Below are 19688 nucleotides of genomic sequence, written 5' to 3' on the forward strand. Positions count from 1 at the left end.
GCCTGCTCCACCGGATTCACTCTGTTACCTGCTTTCCTTCAGGGCATAATGGACAAACTTCGGGAACGCGGCATCCATGTCCCCGGTATCCGCCCGCGGAGGGATCATGCCGGCTTTCAAATTCGTGCCCCGCCATGAGTTCGGCGGCGGTAACGATCATTGGTGTTGCCCAGTCATTCTCTGGATCCAGCGGTTCCTGCTCCTGCACGCTGACGTTTTTCGCAGTTTTACCGAGCTGGACGAGGGCCGCGCCTCCGGCGGCACTGCTTTCATCGAAGGCGCCGTGCCTGACAGCCACCTGGTAGGCGGCCAGCTGCCCATGCCGCTCCAGATCCGCCTTGGTCGGCGTACTCTTGCCGGTCTTCAAATCCACAATCACAAGCCTGCCCTCATTGTCGATCTCAAGCCGGTCCACCTGTCCCCTGAGCAGCGCAGTACGGGCGGGGCCCGGTATCGTCACGGCGAAGTCCGTCTCGGTGGTAAGCAACTTCCTGCCCTCACCGCGCATGGCGATGACATAGACAGCCAGCTTCCGCACCATGGTGGCGGCCCGCTGGTAGTCCAGCCGGCCTTCCCAGTTTTCCTTCATTCCCAAACGGGGCCAACGCAGCAACAGTTCGGCTACGTATTCACTTCCGGTCGCGTCCGGCATGTCGGCGGCGATCTGGTGAACCAAAGTGCCAAGGCTGCGGGCAAAATCGGTGGCTGCCTCACCGCCGGCCGCCTGAACGAACCAGTTCAGTGGTGATTGATGCACCGCTTCGACTTTCGACGGTGAAACAGGCACGTCATGGCCGGGAGCGACAATGTCCACTCCCTCGCTGCTGAGCGGCAGTAGTCCCCACCAACTATCCGGATGCGCCCCGCGTACGGGTACATCGCTCCGAACAAGCCTTGCGAGCTGGCGCACGGCCTCTGCCGCCGCTTCCGGACTCTCCTCGTCCTGTTGTGCCCACTGCCGCAACTCCGCCACCAGGGCGCGGAGCGTCAGCGGACGGAGGACTTCCGTCTTTGGGCGGGGGTGGTCCGATATTGTCCATGGATCAATGATGTCGATGAATTGCGAGGGCTGGTCTTCCTCAGACGCCACAGCCGTGCAGACCAGCTCTTCGCTGGCGCGGGAGATTGCTGCAGAGAAGCTGCGCAACTCGTCGTATCGGATTTCACGCAGGCGTGCTACCGCGTCCACCTGACGTGCCTGATCAGGACCGAACTCCATCGCATCGACGAAAAGTGTGCTCCCCAGCAGTTCACCGCGCAGCCGAAGATTGGGCCACACGCCGTCCTGCAAACCTGCGACGAAAACCAGCGGCCATTGGCGTCCGGCGGCACTGGCCGGCGTCATCAACTCGACGGCATCCCGGTTCTGTGCGCGCCTTGCCAAGGTGTCCATCGGAAGCTCTTGACTCAGCAAGTACTCGAGGAACTGTTCCGGGTTGGATCCCGGCAGCTGGTCCACGTATCTCTCTGCAGTATGGAACAGTGCCATGATGGCATCCAGGTCTCTGTCTGCTCTTACTCCCCCGGGGCCGCCGTCGACCGCGTGCCGGGCCCAATTGCTGGACAGTCCTGTCGCCGACCACAGCGCCCACAGGACGGTCTCAGCGTTGGCTCCCTTTTCCGCTACGGCCTTCCTGCCCGCCTCCAGCATCCTGGCAACGCGCTGAGCCGGTCTTGCCTCCCAGCCCAACGCTGCCAATGCCGCGGGTTCCTGCAGCGCCTCGACGAGCAAGGCATCGCTGCTCCGTCCGCCTCCACCGAGCAGTTCCTCCCGTCGGAGGGATTGACGGATGCGCCGCAGGTCGATCGCCGATGCCCCGCCGATGCGGGATGTCAGCAAAGCGACAGCGGCTTCGGCGGTCAGCCGCACCGGGTCCAGTGCGACGGCATAGGCATCGAGCAAAGGACGCACCGCCGGTTCGTCGCGGACGGCGGTCTCCGCTACCGGAACCCGCACCGGAATTCCCTGCGAGGTCAGGTACCTCTGCAAGTGAGCCAATTGTCCACCGGTACGGACGATGACGGCCATTTCGGACAAATGGCGCCCTCCGTTGAGTTGGGCGTCGAGGATGCGCTGGGCGATGTAGCGCAGTTCGTGGACCGAGGAAGCAACAACATGAACCTCGGCGGCCGGTGCGGCATCGGTCGTTCCTTCCGGCGTCTTAGGGAGAGGTTCCGCCGTTCCCGAGAGAGGTTCAGCCAGAGAGGGCTGTATGAGCTCACGGCCCAGGGCCGCGCCTCCGCGCCGGGCGATGCGTCCGGCGACCCGCTGCCAAGCATCCGCCAATGGCGCGGGGAGCCGGTGCGAAGTAGTCAGGGTATGGCGTGAGACGGTTGACGTTCCGGAGGCAAGCATGTCCTCGACCGCGAAGACGAGGTCCGGTCGCGCCCCGCGGAATCCCTGCACCACGGTGTCCGGGCATGCAGCCGCCAACACGTCTTTGCCAGCCCCGAGGACCGCCAGCAGCTCGTGAACCGCCGGATTCGCCTCCTGCAGGTCGTCCGCGAGGACCAGTCCCAACCGGTTACGTTCCTGCTCAAGGAACCCGGGATCATCCTGGAACAATTGACGGGCCGCCGTGATAATGCCGGCTGGGTCAAAGCTTTCCGGCATCCGCAGATCGATTAAGTCCCGGTACTCCTGGAAGAGCCGGGCGGCCGCCACCCAGTCCGGGCGGTCCAGCTCCCGCCCCATCCGTGCCAGGTCGGCTGCTGTAATGCCATATTCGATGACACGGTCGAACAGCTGCCGGACTTCTTGCCGGAATCCGCGTGTTCCCAGCGCCGCTTCAAGGTCCTTCGGCCAGGGAAGCTGTCCCACCTGCCCCGAGGCGTGGCCAGCCAGCAATTCAGCGATAATAAGGTCCTGCTCCGGACCGGAAAGCAGTTTCGGCGCCCGGGTGATTCCCGGCAGCCGCCCTTCCGCCTTCGCGCGCCGGATCAGGTCAAAGGCGTACGAAGCCCAGGTCCGGGCTGGAGCGGCGCTCAGGCTCCGGTTAAGGCGGGCGGTCAGCTGATTACGAAGATCTGCCGCCAAGGACCGCGAGGGAGCCAGCATCAGCACAGAGGCGGGATCGACGCCGTCGCACTCTATCCGCTTGACTGCGCTCTCCACGAGAACTGTGGATTTACCCGTTCCCGGGGCACCAAGAATAAGGGCAGGGCCGGATCCGGAAGGCAGGTCGACGACGGTCTTCTGGTCCGCACTGAGTACGGGTGCCTGGAGGCGGTGCGGCGCAGGCGGGGTGAGCCGGAGTGTGTGCTGTGCTGAATCGTTCACGGAACCACCTCACCATACCCCTCCGACATTTTCCGGACGATGGCTTCAACGGCCTCGATTTCCTGCTCCGAGGGTTGCCAACGTCCGTTCCGCATATCAACCTTGTACCCGGCGTTGCCGCTCGAATTCCTGCGCAGCGGCGTAGCTTCAGCCTCGTAATGCACCAAAGCGCTGCCGTCGTGGCAAGCGGGCGGTTCTCCATTAGCGCGGATCACCCGCCACCATGGAATGGAGCTGCCGTAATGCGACAGGACGGAACCCACCTGGCGGGGTCCGGCGGTTCCCAGCAGCTCGGCGATGTCGCCATAGGCGAGCACCCGGCCGGACGGAATGAGAGCGGCAGTTTCGAGCACCGCCTCAATGTAGTCATCACGCATCTTCCAAGCGTATTCAATGCCACGACGTGGCGTTCACCAATTTTGTCGGAGCCGGCCGATAGCGTTCAAACATGAACAGTTGGCATGAATTACCCAGGGCAGCGTTCGACCTCGAGACCACCGGACGGGACCCGCATGAGGCGCGGATCGTGACCGCCTCCATCGTCCTCGTCAACGGCGCGGGCGAGGTGGTGAGGACACATGAGTGGATGGCCGCTCCCGAAATCGACATTCCCGCCGAAGCCTCAGCGGTGCACGGCGTCACCAACGAACGCGCCCAGGCGGAAGGTCTGCCCCCGGAGTACGTCACGGCTGAAGTGCTGGCTGTTCTTGAGGGATTGTTCGACGCCGGGATCCCGGTCATGGCGTTCAACGCACCATATGACTTCACGGTGCTGGGTTCCGAATGCCGCCGGTACGGACTCGTCCCCACGGAGGCGAAGCCGGTCATCGACCCCTTCGTCCTCAATAAACACGTCCATAAGTACCGCCGCGGCAAGCGGACCCTGGTGGCCCTGTGTGAGGAATATCTGGTGGACCTCAAGGAAGCGCATACTTCGGCTGCCGACGCGTTGGCAACCATCCGGCTGGCCGACTGCCTGGCCGCCAAGTACCCGCAGTTGCACACCGATGCCGCGAGTCTTCATGACGCTCAGATCGACTGGTGCCGTGAGCAGGCCGCGAGCTTCCAGGAGTATCTTCGACGGACGAAACCCGAGGCCGTCATCAGCGGAGACTGGCCGGTCCATGCCGAACTCGTTCCGGTTGGCTGAAGGGCTCTGCGGGACCTTTTGACGGCGCGGATCCCGGCCCTCTGAGTGGGGCAAATCACGAGTGACAAACGCCACCAGATCAGGCGCGCGATACAAACCGTCATAATGCCGTCAGCCTTCGAGGTGCGTGCAAAAATCGTCATCTGGTGTTGAGCTGACACCACCGTTCCCACCGGAACACGCCCCCGTCGTCGTAGGCCGCCCGGCTATCCGCCAGGTCAGGTCTATTCCGGCACGCCTGAAAGCCAGAAGGATCCATGATTACCATCAGCGACCTGCGCAAGGTCTACCGTCAGGGCGGCCGTGAGGTCATCGCCCTCGACGGTGTGAGCCTGCAAGTACCCAAGGGTTCCATCCACGGCATCATCGGCCGCTCCGGGGCCGGCAAGTCCACTTTGGTGCGCTGCCTGACCCTGCTGGACCGACCGACGTCGGGCACCGTCTCCATTGACGGTGCGGAGCTGGCCGGGGCGAAGGATTCCGCATTGAGGTCGGCCCGGCGAAGGATCGGCATGGTGTTCCAGCACGCCAACCTGCTTGATTCACGCACCGCGGCAGGAAACGTCGCGCATCCCCTGGAACTGGTCAAGACGCCCAAGACCCGCACCGCCGAGCGGGTGGCGGAGCTGCTCAGCCTCGTCGGTCTTGAAGGGTTCGAAAACGCTTATCCGTCCCAGTTGTCAGGCGGCCAGCGCCAGCGCGTCGGTATTGCCCGCGCCCTGGCGGCCGATCCGCACGTGCTTCTTTGCGACGAACCGACGTCGGCCCTCGACCCGAAGACCACGGAGGAGATCCTCGCGCTGATCGAGGACCTCACTGATCGCCTGCAGCTGACGGTCCTGCTGATCACGCACGAAATGGGAGTGGTCAAGCGTATCTGCGACTCCGTCTCCCTGCTCAGCCACGGCAAGATTGTCCAGAGCGGCCCATTGGGCGAAGTGGCAGCCGACCTGGATGGCGCACTGTCGAAAGCTCTGCTGCCGCTGCCTGCGGGCGCTCCCGCGACGGACGGCACGGTACTCGAGATCCTCTTCTCCGGAGGCAGCGCCTCCGAGCCGGTACTGTCCGGCATCACACGCCGGTTCGACATGGATGTCAACGTCCTGGCCGGCAGCGTCGAGACGCTCGCGGGCACCGAGTTCGGCAGACTGCGCGTCCAACTCGAACCGAATGCCGACGCAGCGGGTGTCCTGGACTACCTGCGCCAGAACCGGGTAGCAGTGGAGGTCGCACAGTGAACTGGTTTACCGAACTGCTGGCAGATCCGGTTTTCACCGAAGCTCTGCCCGTCGCCTTCGTGGAAACGTTGCAGATGGTCGGCATCGCCGGGTTGTTCACGGTACTGATTGGACTCCCCCTCGGCGTGCTGCTGCACGTGGCGTCGCCCGGCGGCCTGTACCCCATGCCGGTGTTTCACCGGATCGCTTCGGACGTCATTGTCAATATCACCCGATCGGTTCCTTTCGCGATCCTGATGGTTTCCCTGATCCCGCTTTCCCGACTGCTGGTTGGAACCAGTCTCGGCCCGGTTGCCGCCTCCGTGTCGTTGAGCATTGGCACCATTCCGTTCTTCGCCCGGCTGGTCGAAACGTCCCTGCGCGAGGTCCACTCCGGCAAGATCGATGCTGCGATGGTGATGGGTTCGACCAATATGCAGATCGTCAACAAGGTCCTGCTGCGCGAATCCATGCCGGGGCTGGCCGCTGCACTGACGACGACGTTGATCACCTTGGTCGGTTATTCAGCCATGTCTGGTCTGATCGGCGGTGGCGGACTCGGTTACATCGCCTACAACTATGGCTTCCAGCGGTTTAACACACCCGTCATGATCGTCACCATCGTGATCATTGTGCTGCTGGTCCAGGTCATTCAGGTGCTGGGAGACCGGGTCAGCAAGACCTTGGACCACCGGTAGGTCCCCTAAAGCCAACGACGACGACGGCCCGCCGGGGCATTCCGGTGGCGCCCGCCGTCGTCGTACTTTCCGGTGCAGAACCGGGAACTGCAGCCAGTAGCCGCTAGCTGCAACAACACCGGCACCACTAGCCATGGGCGCCGGGATTATCGAAAGGAACGCACTCGATGCGTAAAGCACTAACCATTCTCGCGGGCGGTTTCGCCGCTGCACTGGCGCTGACGGCTTGCGGTGGAGATTCCTCTGCCTCCAGCGCCGTAACCACCCTGGACCCGGAGAATCCGGTCACCCTCAAGGTGGGAGCAAGCCCTGTCCCGCACGCGGAGATACTTGAATTTGTGAACAAGGAGCTCGCACCGGAGTCCGGTCTGACTCTCGAAATAGAGCAGATCACCGACTACCAGACGCCCAACACTGCCCTGAGCGACGGCTCCCTGGACGCCAACTTCTACCAGCACCTTCCGTGGTTCGAAGAGCAGGTTGAGACCAAGGGCTATGAGTTTGAGCACGGCGAAGGCGTCCACATTGAGCCCTACGCCGCCTTCTCCGAACAGCACGACAGCATCTCCGGCATCGGCGACGGCGCGAAGATCGCCATTACCAATGACCCCTCCAACCAGGCCCGTGCACTGAAGCTGCTTGAAAGCCAAGGCTTGCTGGAGAATGTCCCGGACGACGCGTCGGTGCTGACCCTGACCGAGGAGCAGAATCCGAAGGGTCTGGAGTTCTCCGAGAACGCGCCGGAGCTGCTGCTCAATGACATGCAGGACCCAACCGTGGACCTGGCCATCATCAATGGCAACTTCATCCTGGAAGCGGGCCTGAGCACCTCCGAGGCGCTGGCCGTCGAAGAAGTGAAGAACAACCCGTACGCCAACTTCCTCGCCTGGCGCGCGGACTCGGCCGATGATGCGCGGATCGCGCAGCTGGAGGAATGGCTGCACAGCCCCGAGGTGAAGAAGTTCATCGAGGAGAAGTGGCCGAACGGGGACGTCAGCCCGGCTTTCTAGGTCTAGGACGCACCGGCGCTGATACCCGCAGTTGCGCTGTACCGCCGTCCCTTTCCGCACAGTGGGGAGAGGGACGGCGGCATTTAACGGTGCGGTGGTTAGTCTGTCCTGCCTGCTTTGCTCGAGAACGGTTCCGGCCGGCAAGAACGGTTCCGGCCAACCACGCTCTCGCGGCTAAGGACCGTCGTCGGGGCGCTGCCACCGACTTCCCGATGACTATCGACCGGTCCGGGAGACCCCCTGTCCAAAAGTGGTAACAAGATGGACCGGCTGGTCTACTGGGCCGGTTGTGCCGCTGCGGCGGCCTTTGCTGCGGCGGGCAGGGCCGAGAGGATGCGCTCCATCGCGGCGTCGTCGTGCGCTGCCGAAAGGAACCACGCCTCGAAGACCGACGGCGGCAGGTACACGCCTGATTCGAGCATGGAGTGGAAGAACGGTCCGAAACGGTACGCCTGCTGGGACTGCGCCTGCTCGTAGTTGTGGACGCCGGTCTGTGAGGTTCCGAAGGCGACGCTGAACAGATTGCCGGCACGCTGGATGCTGTGATCGACACCTGCATTGTCGAGGGCAGAGCCGAGTTCGGTTGAGAGCTGCTGTGAGCGCGAGTTGATCGTGGCGTATACGGACTCGTCCGCCGCCGTCAGGGTCGCGACCCCGGCGGCCATGGCGATCGGGTTACCGGACAGCGTTCCCGCCTGGTAAACGGGTCCCGTCGGAGCCAAGTAATCCATCACATCGGCGCGGCCGCCGAGAGCGGCCACCGGCATTCCGCCGCCGATGACCTTGCCGAAAGTTAACAGATCCGGAGTCCACTGCTCGGTGGAACCGGCCGAAGGAGTGGAACCAGCCGAACCGTCGGAGCCTGTCGAACGGCCGGAACCAGCCGAACCAGCAACTCCCCCGGTCTCGCCCCAGTAGCCGCCCGGCCCAACACGGAACCCGGTGAGGACTTCGTCGACGATCAGGAGTGCACCATGGTCGGAGGTGATCGCGCTAAGTCCGGCGTTGAAACCGTCGGCCGGAGTCACGACCCCCATGTTCGCCGGCGCCGCTTCCGTGATCACTGCCGCGATGTCGTTCCCGTGGGCCCGGAATGCTTCGCGCACGGCTTCGAGGTCGTTGTACGGAAGCACGAGCGTTTCGGCGGCGGTGGCTTCTGTGACGCCGGCGGACCCGGGCAGCGAGAGCGTCGCGACGCCGGACCCTGCCGAGGCCAGCAGCGAGTCAAGGTGCCCGTGGTAGCAACCGGCAAACTTGATGACCAGGTTCCGGCCGGTGAAGCCACGCGCCAACCGCACGGCCGTCATCGTCGCTTCAGTTCCGGTGGAAACCATGCGCAGGCGTTCGACGGCGGAGACCCGGCCGAGAACCAGTTCGGCCAGTTCCGTCTCGCCAGCTGTTGAGGCGCCAAAGGATAACCCGCGGTCGACGGCGGCATGCACGGCCTCCAGCACGGCAGGATGGGAATGTCCCAGCAGCGCAGGTCCCCACGAGCAGACGAGATCGACGTACTCGCGGCCATCGGCGTCGGTCAGATAAGGCCCGCGGCCCGAGACCATGAACGGCGGAATTCCGCCGACGGAGCCGAAGCCCCGGACGGGCGAGTTCACCCCGCCGGGCATGATCGCCTTGGCACGTTCGAACAGTTCTGCGGAGGTGGTCATTATTTTCCTTCCTTCAGCCAGCCGGCAAGTTCCTGCGCCCAGTATGTCAGCACCATGTTGGCCCCGGCGCGGCGGATGCTCAACACCGATTCCTCGACGGCCCGCCGCCGGTCAATCCAGCCATTGGCCGCTGCAGCTTCGATCATCGCGTACTCGCCGGAGACCTGGTAGGCCGCAACCGGAACATTGCTGACCTCGGCGATATCGGAAATCACGTCCAGATAGCTCAGCGCGGGCTTGACCATCACCATGTCCGCGCCTTCCTCCAGATCCAGCTGAACCTCCAGCAGGGCCTCGCGGCGGTTGGCCGGATCCATCTGATAAGTCCTGCGGTCGCCCTGCAGCTGCGAATCCACCGCTTCCCGGAAGGGACCGTAGAACGCGGAGGAGTACTTCACCGCGTAGGCGAGCTGGGAGACGTTGTCGAAACCGGCGCCGTCGAGGGCCTGGCGGATCACAGCGGTTTGCCCGTCCATCATGCCGGACGGTCCGAGTACGTCTGCACCCGCCTCGGCTTGGGCAACCGCCATCTCTGCGTAGATTTCCAGCGTCGCGTCGTTGTCCACGGCGCCGTCGTCGTCGAGCACTCCGCAGTGCCCATGATCGGTGAATTCGTCCAGGCACAAGTCGGACATCACCACCAGGTCGTCGCCCACTTCAGCGACGACGTCGGCAATGGCCTTGTTCAGCACCCCTTCGGGATCGACGCCGGCCGTTCCCCGGGCGTCGCGGACGGCCGGTACACCGAAGAGCATGATGCCGCCGAGTCCGGATTCGGCCGCCTCAGCGGCGGCGCGGCGCAAACTATCGGTGGTGTGCTGGACAACACCAGGCATGGACGCGATCGGAGCCGGTTCGGTAGCCCCTTCCTTGATGAAGGCCGGCAGGATGAGCTCGCGCGCGCAGAACGAATTCTCGGCGGTCAGGCGCCGCATGGCCGGGGTGGCGCGCAGCCGGCGCGGGCGGTGGTGGGGGAAACTCACGAATGCTCCTTGCTGGATAAGTTTTCGGATTCTTCACGTGCTCCGTGCTTGTCCGGAGCGAAAGCCTGCTGGAGTGCGGTGACGATGCCCTCCGGCGTCGGTTCCGGCGCTACGGCTGCCACGATAAAGCCGCAACGGGTGGCCTCAGCCGACGTCGGGCGTCCAATGGCCACCACTTTGACCGAACGGTTCAGCTGCGCACATTCTTCCCGCACCCGGCGTGCCGCGCTCGGGGAGGTCAGCACGACGGCGTCGATCGCGCCCCTGCGCTGGCGCTGGGCAAATTCGTCCGCGGACAGAACCTCCGCCTTGGCCGGCGCGTCCGGGGATTTGGACAGGGACAGCGCCCGAAGCAAGCGGCGTTCCGGGGCGGCCGGGTAATTGACCGTGTGATAAGCGGTGACGGCGACGACGTCGGCGCCCAACTTGGTCAGGCCCTCCCGGAGTGCCGGGTCGGCGATATCGGCCTGCGGCAAGAGGACGGTCGCGGTGCTGCGGGCGGTTTCAGCGCCGTGAGCAGTTGCGATGCCGTGAGTAGTTGCAGCGCCGGGCACGGAGGACGCCCACTCTTCGAGCAGCCCCTGGCCGGACCGCTCGCCGGCAGGAACCAGGTCCACCCGGATACCCTCGGCTTCGAGCGCCCGGCGCGTCGTTGCTCCAACCGCGGCGACACGCGTCCGGCCCGGTACAAGGGTTTCCATCTCCAGGCCCAGAAACGCCGCACGTTGCGCCAGTGCGCGGACGGTGGTGATGCTCGTGACGATGAGCCAGTCGAACCCGCCACGGGCAAGTTCCAACACCGCGGCGTCCAGCTCATCGGTATTTGTGGGAACCTCGAAGTCGATGACGGGGAACAGCAGTGGTTCGGCACCCGCAGCTTCGAGGGCCGTCAGCATCGCACCGGCACGGTCAGGACCCCGGGTCAGCGCGACCGTCCGCCCGGACAACGCGGATTGTGGTGCCATGCCTATTCGGCCAGCGGAGTCAGGGTTGCCGCGCCAGCTTCCAGCAGCTTCTCCGCCAACTCCACGCCGAGCGAACGCGCTCCCAGCAGGCTGACATCGTCGGTTTCCACCGACCGGCGGATGATCTGCGAACCGTCCGGGTTGCAAACCACTGCCTCGAGGAACAGCCTGTCGTTGGTAACGGAGCCGAGCGCGCCGATCGGTGCCGTGCATCCTGCTTCCAGTCGGAACAACAGTGCACGCTCCGCCGTGACAGACAGCCGGGTCGGTTCATGGTCGTAGGCGGCCAGGGCTTTGGCCAGCGCCGAACCGGAATGATCGGCTTCGGCACGGCATTCGAGGGCCAGCGCACCTTGCGCCGGTGCGGGCAGCATGACCGAAGGATCCAAAAATTCAGTGACCACTTCGAGTTTGCCAAGCCGTTCCAAACCAGCGGCGGCAAGCACCACGGCGTCGAGGTCGCCAGGTGCGACCCTCCCCAACCGTGTTTCCACATTGCCGCGGATATCGACGACTTCGAGGTCCGGACGGGCGGCAAGAATCTGCGCTCCCCGGCGGGGTGAACCCGTTCCGATCTTCGACTCGGGTGGTAGCCCGGCCAAGGTCAGACCGTCCCGTGCACATAGGGCATCGCGGTAGTCCACGCGAGGCGGAATGGCAGCGACGTCGAGGTCGTCGGCCGGCACGGTGGGCAGGTCCTTGAGCGAGTGGACAGCGACGTCGCACTCTCCGCGCAACAGCGCATCGCGAAGGGCCGTGACAAAGACGCCGGTGCCGCCGATCTGCGTCAACGAACCCTTAAAGACGTCGCCCTCGGTCTTGATTTTCACCAGTTCGACGTCGAAACCGCCGAGTTCAGCCAGCTCATCCGCCGCCGTGCCAGTCTGGGTCATGGCGAGCGTGCTGCCGCGGGTGCCGAAGCGCACAGAATTGGTTGCGTTCATCTCAAGCATCCTGCCCGGTTGAACAACCCTGACCGGCGGCTCTGCCTTGCCTGGCCGACAAGTCCGCATCGTCGCTTCCGGCGATGGTCGGCTTGGCACCCCGGAGGTTCGCGCAGCAGCCTGGAGTACAGACGTCATACCAGGGGCCGAGGTCGGTCATCGCGGACCGGTCGGAAATATTGTTCCGTACCGTCCGTTCAGAAACCAGGTCGACAAGCCCGGCCACGAACTTTTCATGCACGCTCGGCGTCGGCACGCGCACGGCAGCCAGACCCAGCTCCGAGGAAGTGTCCAGCGCTTCGGTGTCCAGGTCCCAGACAACTTCCATATGGTCGCTGACGAAACCAAGCGGAACGATAACGACGCCCTTGGTCCCCGCGGCCGCGAGCTCCTCGAGCTTGTCGTTGATATCCGGTTCGAGCCAGGGCGTGTGCGGGGAGCCACTGCGCGACTGGTACACCAGTGACCACGGAGTTTTGCTCTCCCCCGCCGCCTCCAGAATGGCTTCGGCCGCGGCAAGATGCTGGGCGACATAGGCGCTGGACTCGACGAAGTCCCGGTTGCGCGGACCGGACGCTTCGGCATCGGCGGTCGGGATGGAGTGCGTACAAAACAGGATATGGACATCCGCGGCGGCGGAAGTGGCACTGGCTGGAACGGAGGAGCCAGCCGTTTCGACCGCGCTGCCGCCGGCGAGCTTGCCGCGGATTTCGGCCACACCGGCGCTGACCCCTTCGACAAAAGGCGCCACGAAGCCCGGATGGTCGAAGTACTGCCGGACCTTGTCGACCTCGAGCTTTCCGGTCAGTCCGGTCTCCTCCAGCGCCATGCCGAAGTCCTCGCGGTACTGGCGGCAGCTGGAGTAACTGGAGTAGGCGCTCGTGGTGAGAGCCAGCAGCCGGCGGTGCCCGTCGTCGTACGCCTTTTTCAGCGTTTCCGGGATGTAAGGATCCCAGTTGCGGTTCCCCCAGAGCACCGGCAGGTCGATCCCCCGGCGGGCCAGCTCGGCTTCGAGCGCCGCCTTCAGCGCCCGGTTCTGCGCATTAATGGGACTGACGCCGCCATTGGCACGGTAATGATGCGACACCTCTTCAAGCCGCTCATCCGGAATGCCGCGGCCGCGGGTGACATTGCGCAAAAACGGAAGGACATCGTCCTGGCCCTCGGGACCGCCGAAGGAGGCAAGGAATATCGCGTCGTACTCCTTTGGGTCCATGGCGCGGACGCCGCCGTCGTCGGACAAGTTGTCGCGCTCGTCGCTCTCTGAGATGCTCACCGGAGCACCTCTGCAATACCTGCCGCATCCGTCCGGCGGCCGGTGTAGAACGGGATTTCCTCACGGACGTGGTGGCGCGCCTCGGTGTTGCGCAGGTGGCGCATCAGGTCCACCAAATCGGTCAGCTCCGGTGCCTCCAGGCCTAGGATCCATTCCCAATCGCCGAGCGCGAAGGAAGAAACGGTATTGGAAAGCACCTGCGGGAAGTCGCGGCCGAGCATGCCGTGGTCGCGGAGCATCTTGGCGCGCTCGTCGCTGGGCAGCGTGTACCACTCATAGGAGCGGACGAAGGGGTAGACGCAGAGCCATTCTTCGGGGCTCACGCCGCGGAAGAAGGCCGGTGAATGGTTCTTCGCGAACTCGGCCTCGCGGTGCGTGCCCATCGCGGACCAGGCGATCTCTGTCCCCGCGAAGAGCTCATGACGGCGGATCCTGCGGATTCCGGCCTGGAGGTCCTCAGCCTTGGGACCGTGCAGCCACACCATCACATCGGCGTCGGCGCGCATGGCGGACACATCGTAGAGGCCGCGGACGGTGACATGTTCCGTGGCGAGCTCGGCGGTGAGCTGATCGAATGTCTCCGCGCCGCCGGACCGGTCCACGGCGTCGGTGCGCTTGAAAACCGTCCAGAGTGTGTAGGTCTGGGCGACACTGCCGGCCTCGTCGCTTGCGGGCTGTTCAGCGGTTTTAGTGACAGATTCATCCAATGTGTGGCTCATGATTAACAGTCTGCTCCTTGCTGATGGCTAAAGTCGAAATAATTGGTTCTACATTATGTAGAAGTGGTTAGAGTCACAACTGCGCGGTCATAACCCTGCAGTCATGACCGCTCCGGCGGTTCCGTCAGGCGCTCCGCCAGCTGTTCCGCGAGTGCACCGGCGGTTTTACGTGCATCGGCGGTCACGGCTGCCAGCCCGGTGCCGGCGAGCCAGGAACCAACCATCGCGAAACCGGACAGTTGCCCGGCCAGCTTCCGTGCTTCATCCACCCGCTTTTTATGCCCGACGGCGGCAAACGGCAGAGCGCCCTGCCACCGGACAATGCCGCTGTCGAGCAGATCGGCCTCAGTGATATGGACGCCCAGCAGGGCTGCCGCGTCGGAAACAGCCGCGTCGAGCAATTCCGCATCCGTTTCCGGTTCAGAATTAACGTCGTCGCCGGCATCGTGCAGCTCGGCCGCGACCCGGGGAGCTTCAGGACTGTGCTGCGGGCCCTGGGACATCCGGCCATAGGACAGCCGCAGGACGTGCGTGCCGGGCCCTGCCTCGTCGGCGAGCCAGGACCATTTGGAGGTCGCGTGTGTGAGGGCCTTGGCTTGGATGCCCGGAGTCTGCGGCGCCACCAGGATCCCTGTCCCACGGGTTGGGGCGTCGAGTTCCGGCATGTCCAGCACCAGCGTCACGAGCTTGATTTGATGGCCCCGCTTAGGGGCGTAGTTGGCTATTTCAGGCGCCACGTCCGAAACCAGCCCGACCGCTCTTGGACCGTCCGTGGCGACCACAACGGCGTCGCTCGTCCAGGTCCTTTCGCCAGCCGTCACGGTCCAGGGATGTGCTTCTTTCGCCTCCTGGGATGCGGCGTCATTGAGCTGCAGCTCCGTAACGGGCGTACCGGTTACGAGTTTCACTCCGGCCTGTTTCAGCTCCTCCACCAGCGCGGTGACAAGCGTGTACATGCCGCCTGACAGAGACCCGACGGCCGATCCTGCCTTGGCGCCGGCACGAAGCTCCGCTACGGCCGCGGACAAGGAGCCCTTTTCGGCGACCAGCCGGCGGAGCCGCGGGGCCACCATATCCACATCGAGCAGGGCCGGATCGGCCGAATGCACTCCCGACACGACCGGTGTGACCAACCGTTCCAGGACGGTCTGGCCCATTCTGGCGCGCACGAGGTCGCTGACGCTGGATAGTTCCGACTTGGTCCCGGTGGAGGCGGGCAGCCACCTATCGAGACTGGCCCTTAAGGCACCCCAGAATCCGAGGGTCAGGCGCACTTCGGACTCCCACGGATCGGCCGGAATTCCCAGCACCCCGGTCTTGGGCAATGGCGACGCACCTTCGGGCAACTGCACCCAGGCCCCGGCAGGGTTCGGTTCCACCAGCCGGTCCCCAAGCCCAAGCTCCTGCACGAGATCGCTGACGGCGGTGGACCGGGTCGCGAAGGACTCAGCCCCACTGTCCAGCTTCAGGGAGGCGACTTCATGGACTCCTACACAGCCACCAAACCGGTCCGTCGCTTCGAGAAGCGTCACTTCGATGCCGGTCGTGGCCAGCTCCCGGGCAGCGATCAAACCGGCCATACCTCCACCAATGACGACGGCGGTGGGCCGGACAGGTTTCTTGCCGTGCGGCTTGGCGCTCAGCTTGGTTTGCGGCTTGGTGTATGGCACTACGGCGCCACTGAATGTACGAGTTCCACGATCCGGGTCAGCACCGCCGGATCGGTTTCCGGCGGCACCCCGTGGCCCAGATTGACCACGTGCCCGGGAGCCGACGAGCCGGCGTCGAGCACTTCACGGACGTGGGCTTCGAGTACCTCCCAGGGCGCGGAGAGCAGTGCCGGATCGATATTTCCCTGCAGCGGCGTCGTTCCGCCCAGCCGCCGGTTCGCCTCGTCCAGCGGCAGCCGGTAATCGACGCCGAGGACGTCCACGCCGACGTCGCGCATGGCACCGAGCAGTTCCGAGGTGCCGGTGCCGAAGTGGATCAACGGGGCGCCGAGGCCACGGACGTGATCGAGTGCGGCCGCCGATGCGGGGGCGACATGGTTCTGGTAGTCGGCCAGACCGAGCGAACCTGCCCAGGAATCGAACAGCTGAGCGGCGCTGGCACCTGCTTCGAGCTGGGCGCGCAGGAACTTGCCTGAGGCCTCCGCCGCCCAGACCGCGAGCGCCTGCCAGGTGCCGGGATCGGCGTGCATCATAGTGCGCGGTCCGAGGTGGTCGCGGGACGGCTTGCCCTCCACCATGTAGGCAGCCAAGGTGTACGGTGCCCCGGCAAAGCCGATTAACGGCGTCGTACCTAATTCATCCACCGTCAGCCGCACAGCCTTGCGGATTGGCTCCAGCACTTCATCGGTCAGTTCCGGCAGCGCGGCGACGTCGGCAGCAGTGCGGATGGGGGCGCCGAGCACCGGTCCCACACCAGGCTTAATGTCGACGTCGATGCCGGCCAGCTTGAGCGGTATGACGATGTCGGAGAAGAAAATTCCGGCGTCCACGTCATGGCGCCGGACCGGCTGGAGTGTGATCTCAGCGGCGAGCTCCGGCGTCAGGCAGGCTTCGAGCATCTCAGTACCTTCGCGCGCGGCCCGGTACTCCGGCAGCGAACGGCCGGCTTGACGCATGAACCAAACCGGACGGTGCGACGGCGTTCCGGAGCGGTAAGCAGTGATCAGCGGCGAGCCGGACGTGCGGCCATCCATGAGCGGATGGTCTGATGGAAGTGTCATGCCGTCGATTCTGCCGAAGATATGTACCTCATGGTTAACCAAAGGTATATGCCAGACTCTGAACGTGTTAAGAATCACCCGTTTGGTGGTTCCAATTAAGGGTTGCCTATTCGTCCGAAAAGGTGAACCCCCGTTATGATTGAGGCGCTGTGAATCTACTTTCTCTCGTCGCAACTCACTCAGACGTGGACCTCGAGACCATAGCCCGCCTGAGCGCCGGCTCCTCTGAGGTCGCCACTGCTGTACTCGACGACGGCCACCCCGTCTCAGGCGCCGTCGTCCTCGCGACATGCAACCGCTACGAGATCTACTGCGAGCTGCCCTCCGGCGATGATGCCGAAGAGGCCAAGTCCGCACTGCTCGGCCAGATCAGCGACAACAGCGGCATCGACAAGCACATCGTGGCGCGCGCCTTCAATGTCAACACCGGCGTCGACGTATCACGCCATTTGTTTTCCGTCGGAGCCGGACTCGACTCGGCCGTTGTAGGCGAACGCGAAATCGCCGGGCAAGTGCGCCGGGCGCTGATCGAGGCACAGGAAAACGGCACCGCCAGCGGAAGCCTGACCCGGCTGTTCCAGACCGCTTCACGCACAGCGAAGGACGTCGGCTCGAAGACCGGCCTGGGCCAGCGCGGGCTCTCCATCGTCTCGGTCGCGCTTGAGCTTGCCACCGACGTAGCCCTCGAACCCGAATGGGCCGGCAAGAACGTCGTTATTATCGGCACCGGCGCCTACGCAGGCGCAACCATGTCCCTGTTGCGCGAGCGCGGTTGCACGGACGTTTCGGTATTTTCCGCCTCCGGCCGCGCGGAGTCCTTCGTGGCCACGCGTGGTGGTACGGCGCTGACCCGCCAGACCCTGCCGGACGCGCTGGCCGCCGCCGATGTGGTGATTGGCTGCAGTGGCGGTGATACCCGGGTGGATGCAGACGACGTCGAACGCGTCCGCGAGGGCTCCGATAAGCCCCTGACCATTATCGATCTGGCGCTCACTCATGACTTCGATCCATCCGTCGGCGACGTGCCCGGCGTTGAACTGATCACCCTGGAGTCGGTCCGCCTCGCCGCCCCGCAGGAGCAAAAGGATTCCCTGGCCAAGGCCCGGCGGATCGTGGCCGAAGCGGCAGAGAAGTTCGAGCACCAGCAGAAGTCCCGGACCGTGGACGCCGCAATTGTCGCGCTGCGCAAGCACACGCATAACGTGCTCGACGTCGAACTTGAGCGGGTGCGGTCACAGCATGGTTGCACTGCGGCGGGCGAAGAGGTCGAATTCGCGTTGCGCCGGATGGTCAAGCAGCTGCTGCATATCCCGACGGTCCGTGGACGCGAGCTGGCTGCCAACGGGGACCAGGACACCTACATTGCGGCGCTCGAGGCCCTGTACGGCATTGAGGTCGACGAACCTGCTGCCGCTCCGCGGGCCGAAAAGACTTCGGAGCAAGCGGTGGCGTCCGGTGCTGCCGGCCGGTCCGGTGCTGGCGCAACTGCCGGTCGGTCCGCTGCAGGCGGAGGGCCCCACGGTGACGATTCCGATTGGGCCGGCTACGTGGCGTCGGACGGTTCCGGTATGGATTCCTGCCCGGTGTCGCTGCCCCTGCGCGAAGAATCCGCCTGACCTCGCACTTTCAGATGCGGGTGGGGCGCGGTCAGACCTCGTACCTCCAGGCGCGAAGCCGCCTCCCAAGCGTCAGCCGCCTCCTGTGACGATTGGGTGGGCACTAATGGTTGTTACGACGGCTCAAAACAACCACTAGTGCCCACTCAATTTCCCAATCCCGTATCGCACCCACGGATGAGCTCTTCCCCGTGCGGTATCCCCACCTAGCACGCAAGTTTCGCTAGTAGGTGGGCTTCGCCGGCTCGATCTGCTCCACCCAGGCCACGACTCCCCCATCGACGTGGACAGCCGTCTCGAAGCCGGACTTCTTGGCCGCGGCAAGGGCCTCCGCCGAGCGGACACCGGTCTTGCAGTGGAATACGAGTTGCTTGCCCGCGAACGGTGCCAGCCCGTCGCCGTCGACAATGCGCCCCTTGGGCACCAGCACGGACCCGGGAATGCTGACTATTCCGTACTCGCCCGGCTCCCGGACATCGATCAGCTCGAATTCGGCCTGGCCCCGCTCCCGCGAAGCCAGCATGTCAGCCAGCTCGCGCACCGAAATGGCAGACCCATCGGCAGCACTTGCCGCACCCGCCGGAAGGATCCCGCAGAACGCCTCGTAGTCCACCAATTCGGTGATGGGCTCCGCATCCGGGTCCTTGCGCACTCTCACTTCCCGCCACGTCAGCGCAAGCGAATCGTAGATCATCAGCCTCCCCAGCAGGGTCTGCCCGATGCCGGTAATCAGCTTGATCGCCTCGGTCACCATCACCGATCCGACCGACGCGCAGAGCATCCCCAGCACGCCGCCCTCGGCACAGGAAGGCACGCTCCCGGGCGGCGGCGCTTCCGGATAGAGGTCGCGGTAGTTCGGCCCGTACTTCTCCCAGAACACCGAAATCTGCCCGTCGAAACGGTAAATCGATCCCCAGACGTACGGCTTGCCCAGAATCGCGGCGGCGTCATTGACGAGATACCGCGTTGCGAAGTTGTCGGTCCCGTCGAGGATCAGGTCGTAACCGGAGAAGATCTCCAACGCGTTCGACGAATCCAGCCGGACCGGGTGCAGCTGCACGCTGACGAGCGGATTCAGGTCGGCAATCGCTTCCCGCGCGGATTCAGCCTTCAGCCGGCCGACGTCGGAAACCCCGTGAATAACCTGGCGCTGCAGATTCGAGGTGTCCACGACGTCGTCGTCAATAATGCCGATGGTCCCCACGCCGGCCGCCGCCAGGTACAGCAACGACGGCGATCCCAGCCCGCCGGCGCCGATCACCAAGACCTTCGCGTTCTTCAGCCGTCGCTGGCCGACCATGCCGACCTCGGGAATGATCAGGTGCCGCGAATAGCGCTCGATCTCCTCCACGCTCAGTTCCGGCCCCGGTTCGACCAGGGGCGGAAGTTGCTGTTCCTGTTGAGCCATTGCCACCAACGTGTCCGTTCCATTGCC

At 64.6% G+C, this 19688-nt stretch carries 16 protein-coding genes; 5 read left to right on the forward strand and 11 right to left on the reverse strand.

The annotated features are described in order from the left end of the window. Positions 1 to 16: 16 nt before the first annotated feature. The gene (locus ACX80B_RS11780) at positions 17 to 3280 is read right to left on the reverse strand and encodes an ATP-dependent helicase (RefSeq protein WP_459296307.1); all 3264 of its coding nucleotides are present in this window, start codon (positions 3278 to 3280) and stop codon (positions 17 to 19) included. After that, positions 3277 to 3657 (reverse strand): MGMT family protein, encoded by a 381-nt coding sequence (locus ACX80B_RS11785; RefSeq protein WP_459296309.1) that lies wholly within the window; start codon positions 3655 to 3657, stop codon positions 3277 to 3279. The genes ACX80B_RS11780 and ACX80B_RS11785 overlap by 4 nt, the downstream gene beginning before the upstream one ends. Before the next feature lie 71 nt (positions 3658 to 3728). Here ACX80B_RS11785 and ACX80B_RS11790 point away from each other — a divergent pair, with 71 nt between their 5' ends. From ACX80B_RS11790 to ACX80B_RS11805, 4 genes are all read left to right on the forward strand, one after another. Next, the gene (locus tag ACX80B_RS11790; RefSeq protein ID WP_459296311.1) at positions 3729 to 4430 is read left to right on the forward strand and encodes an exonuclease domain-containing protein; all 702 of its coding nucleotides are present in this window, start codon (positions 3729 to 3731) and stop codon (positions 4428 to 4430) included. Between the two features lie 257 nt (positions 4431 to 4687). Continuing rightward, positions 4688 to 5668 (forward strand): methionine ABC transporter ATP-binding protein, encoded by a 981-nt coding sequence (locus tag ACX80B_RS11795; protein ID WP_459296313.1) that lies wholly within the window; start codon positions 4688 to 4690, stop codon positions 5666 to 5668. Continuing rightward, positions 5665 to 6345 carry a methionine ABC transporter permease gene (locus ACX80B_RS11800; protein WP_459296315.1) on the forward strand — a complete coding sequence of 227 codons (681 nt, stop codon included), beginning with the start codon at positions 5665 to 5667 and terminating at the stop codon, positions 6343 to 6345. The genes ACX80B_RS11795 and ACX80B_RS11800 overlap by 4 nt, the downstream gene beginning before the upstream one ends. A 167-nt stretch (positions 6346 to 6512) precedes the next feature. Next, complete coding sequence (locus ACX80B_RS11805) at positions 6513 to 7355, forward strand: MetQ/NlpA family ABC transporter substrate-binding protein (RefSeq protein ID WP_459296317.1); 843 nt, start codon at positions 6513 to 6515, stop codon at positions 7353 to 7355. A 275-nt stretch (positions 7356 to 7630) separates the two neighbouring features. Here ACX80B_RS11805 and hemL read toward each other — a convergent pair whose 3' ends face one another. The 8 genes from hemL to hemE form a co-directional block, all read right to left on the reverse strand. After that, positions 7631 to 9019 carry a glutamate-1-semialdehyde 2,1-aminomutase gene (gene hemL / locus ACX80B_RS11810; RefSeq protein ID WP_459296319.1) on the reverse strand — a complete coding sequence of 463 codons (1389 nt, stop codon included), beginning with the start codon at positions 9017 to 9019 and terminating at the stop codon, positions 7631 to 7633. Next, entirely contained in the window at positions 9019 to 10002 is a 984-nt protein-coding gene (gene hemB / locus ACX80B_RS11815; RefSeq protein ID WP_459296321.1) for a porphobilinogen synthase, read from the reverse strand. Before hemB ends, hemL begins: the two co-directional genes overlap by 1 nt. Continuing rightward, positions 9999 to 10967, reverse strand: a complete 969-nt coding sequence (locus tag ACX80B_RS11820) for a uroporphyrinogen-III synthase (protein WP_459296323.1) — start codon at positions 10965 to 10967, stop codon at positions 9999 to 10001. The genes hemB and ACX80B_RS11820 overlap by 4 nt, the downstream gene beginning before the upstream one ends. A gap of 2 nt (positions 10968 to 10969) precedes the next feature. Further along, positions 10970 to 11911, reverse strand: a complete 942-nt coding sequence (gene hemC / locus ACX80B_RS11825; protein WP_459296325.1) for a hydroxymethylbilane synthase — start codon at positions 11909 to 11911, stop codon at positions 10970 to 10972. Position 11912: 1 nt separating this feature from the next. Beyond that, on the reverse strand, positions 11913 to 13127 hold the full coding sequence (locus ACX80B_RS11830) for a ferrochelatase (RefSeq protein ID WP_459296733.1): 1215 nt from the start codon (positions 13125 to 13127) through the stop codon (positions 11913 to 11915). A gap of 56 nt (positions 13128 to 13183) precedes the next feature. Then, positions 13184 to 13906: a hydrogen peroxide-dependent heme synthase gene (hemQ, locus tag ACX80B_RS11835; RefSeq protein WP_459296327.1), complete on the reverse strand. Its 723-nt coding sequence runs from the start codon at positions 13904 to 13906 to the stop codon at positions 13184 to 13186. Between the two features lie 101 nt (positions 13907 to 14007). Beyond that, positions 14008 to 15576, reverse strand: a complete 1569-nt coding sequence (gene hemG / locus ACX80B_RS11840) for a protoporphyrinogen oxidase (protein WP_459296329.1) — start codon at positions 15574 to 15576, stop codon at positions 14008 to 14010. Beyond that, positions 15576 to 16637, reverse strand: coding sequence for a uroporphyrinogen decarboxylase (gene hemE, locus ACX80B_RS11845; protein WP_459296331.1), 1062 nt, complete (start codon positions 16635 to 16637; stop codon positions 15576 to 15578). Before hemE ends, hemG begins: the two co-directional genes overlap by 1 nt. Before the next feature lie 149 nt (positions 16638 to 16786). Between hemE and ACX80B_RS11850 the strand changes: the two genes are divergently transcribed. Continuing rightward, positions 16787 to 18253 (forward strand): glutamyl-tRNA reductase, encoded by a 1467-nt coding sequence (locus ACX80B_RS11850; RefSeq protein ID WP_459296333.1) that lies wholly within the window; start codon positions 16787 to 16789, stop codon positions 18251 to 18253. Between the two features lie 223 nt (positions 18254 to 18476). Here the strand turns inward: ACX80B_RS11850 and moeZ are convergent, their stop codons facing one another. Beyond that, positions 18477 to 19661 carry an adenylyltransferase/sulfurtransferase MoeZ gene (moeZ, locus tag ACX80B_RS11855; RefSeq protein ID WP_459296735.1) on the reverse strand — a complete coding sequence of 395 codons (1185 nt, stop codon included), beginning with the start codon at positions 19659 to 19661 and terminating at the stop codon, positions 18477 to 18479. Between the last annotated feature and the right edge of the window lie 27 nt (positions 19662 to 19688).

This window comes from Arthrobacter monumenti (genome assembly GCF_054511255.1).

What these genes read in the sequence shown, in the direction of transcription:
- hemE (WP_459296331.1), bottom strand. Translation starts at nt 16,637, where the DNA reads ATGACACTTCCATCAGACCATCCGCTCATGGATGGCCGCACGTCCGGC.
- ACX80B_RS11790 (WP_459296311.1), top strand. Translation starts at nt 3,729, where the DNA reads ATGAACAGTTGGCATGAATTACCCAGGGCAGCGTTCGACCTCGAGACC.
- ACX80B_RS11795 (WP_459296313.1), top strand. Translation starts at nt 4,688, where the DNA reads ATGATTACCATCAGCGACCTGCGCAAGGTCTACCGTCAGGGCGGCCGT.
- hemL (WP_459296319.1), bottom strand. Translation starts at nt 9,019, where the DNA reads ATGACCACCTCCGCAGAACTGTTCGAACGTGCCAAGGCGATCATGCCC.
- ACX80B_RS11830 (WP_459296733.1), bottom strand. Translation starts at nt 13,127, where the DNA reads ATGGACCCAAAGGAGTACGACGCGATATTCCTTGCCTCCTTCGGCGGT.
- ACX80B_RS11820 (WP_459296323.1), bottom strand. Translation starts at nt 10,967, where the DNA reads ATGGCACCACAATCCGCGTTGTCCGGGCGGACGGTCGCGCTGACCCGG.
- hemQ (WP_459296327.1), bottom strand. Translation starts at nt 13,906, where the DNA reads ATGAGCCACACATTGGATGAATCTGTCACTAAAACCGCTGAACAGCCC.
- ACX80B_RS11805 (WP_459296317.1), top strand. Translation starts at nt 6,513, where the DNA reads ATGCGTAAAGCACTAACCATTCTCGCGGGCGGTTTCGCCGCTGCACTG.
- ACX80B_RS11785 (WP_459296309.1), bottom strand. Translation starts at nt 3,657, where the DNA reads ATGCGTGATGACTACATTGAGGCGGTGCTCGAAACTGCCGCTCTCATT.
- hemC (WP_459296325.1), bottom strand. Translation starts at nt 11,911, where the DNA reads ATGAACGCAACCAATTCTGTGCGCTTCGGCACCCGCGGCAGCACGCTC.
- moeZ (WP_459296735.1), bottom strand. Translation starts at nt 19,661, where the DNA reads ATGGCTCAACAGGAACAGCAACTTCCGCCCCTGGTCGAACCGGGGCCG.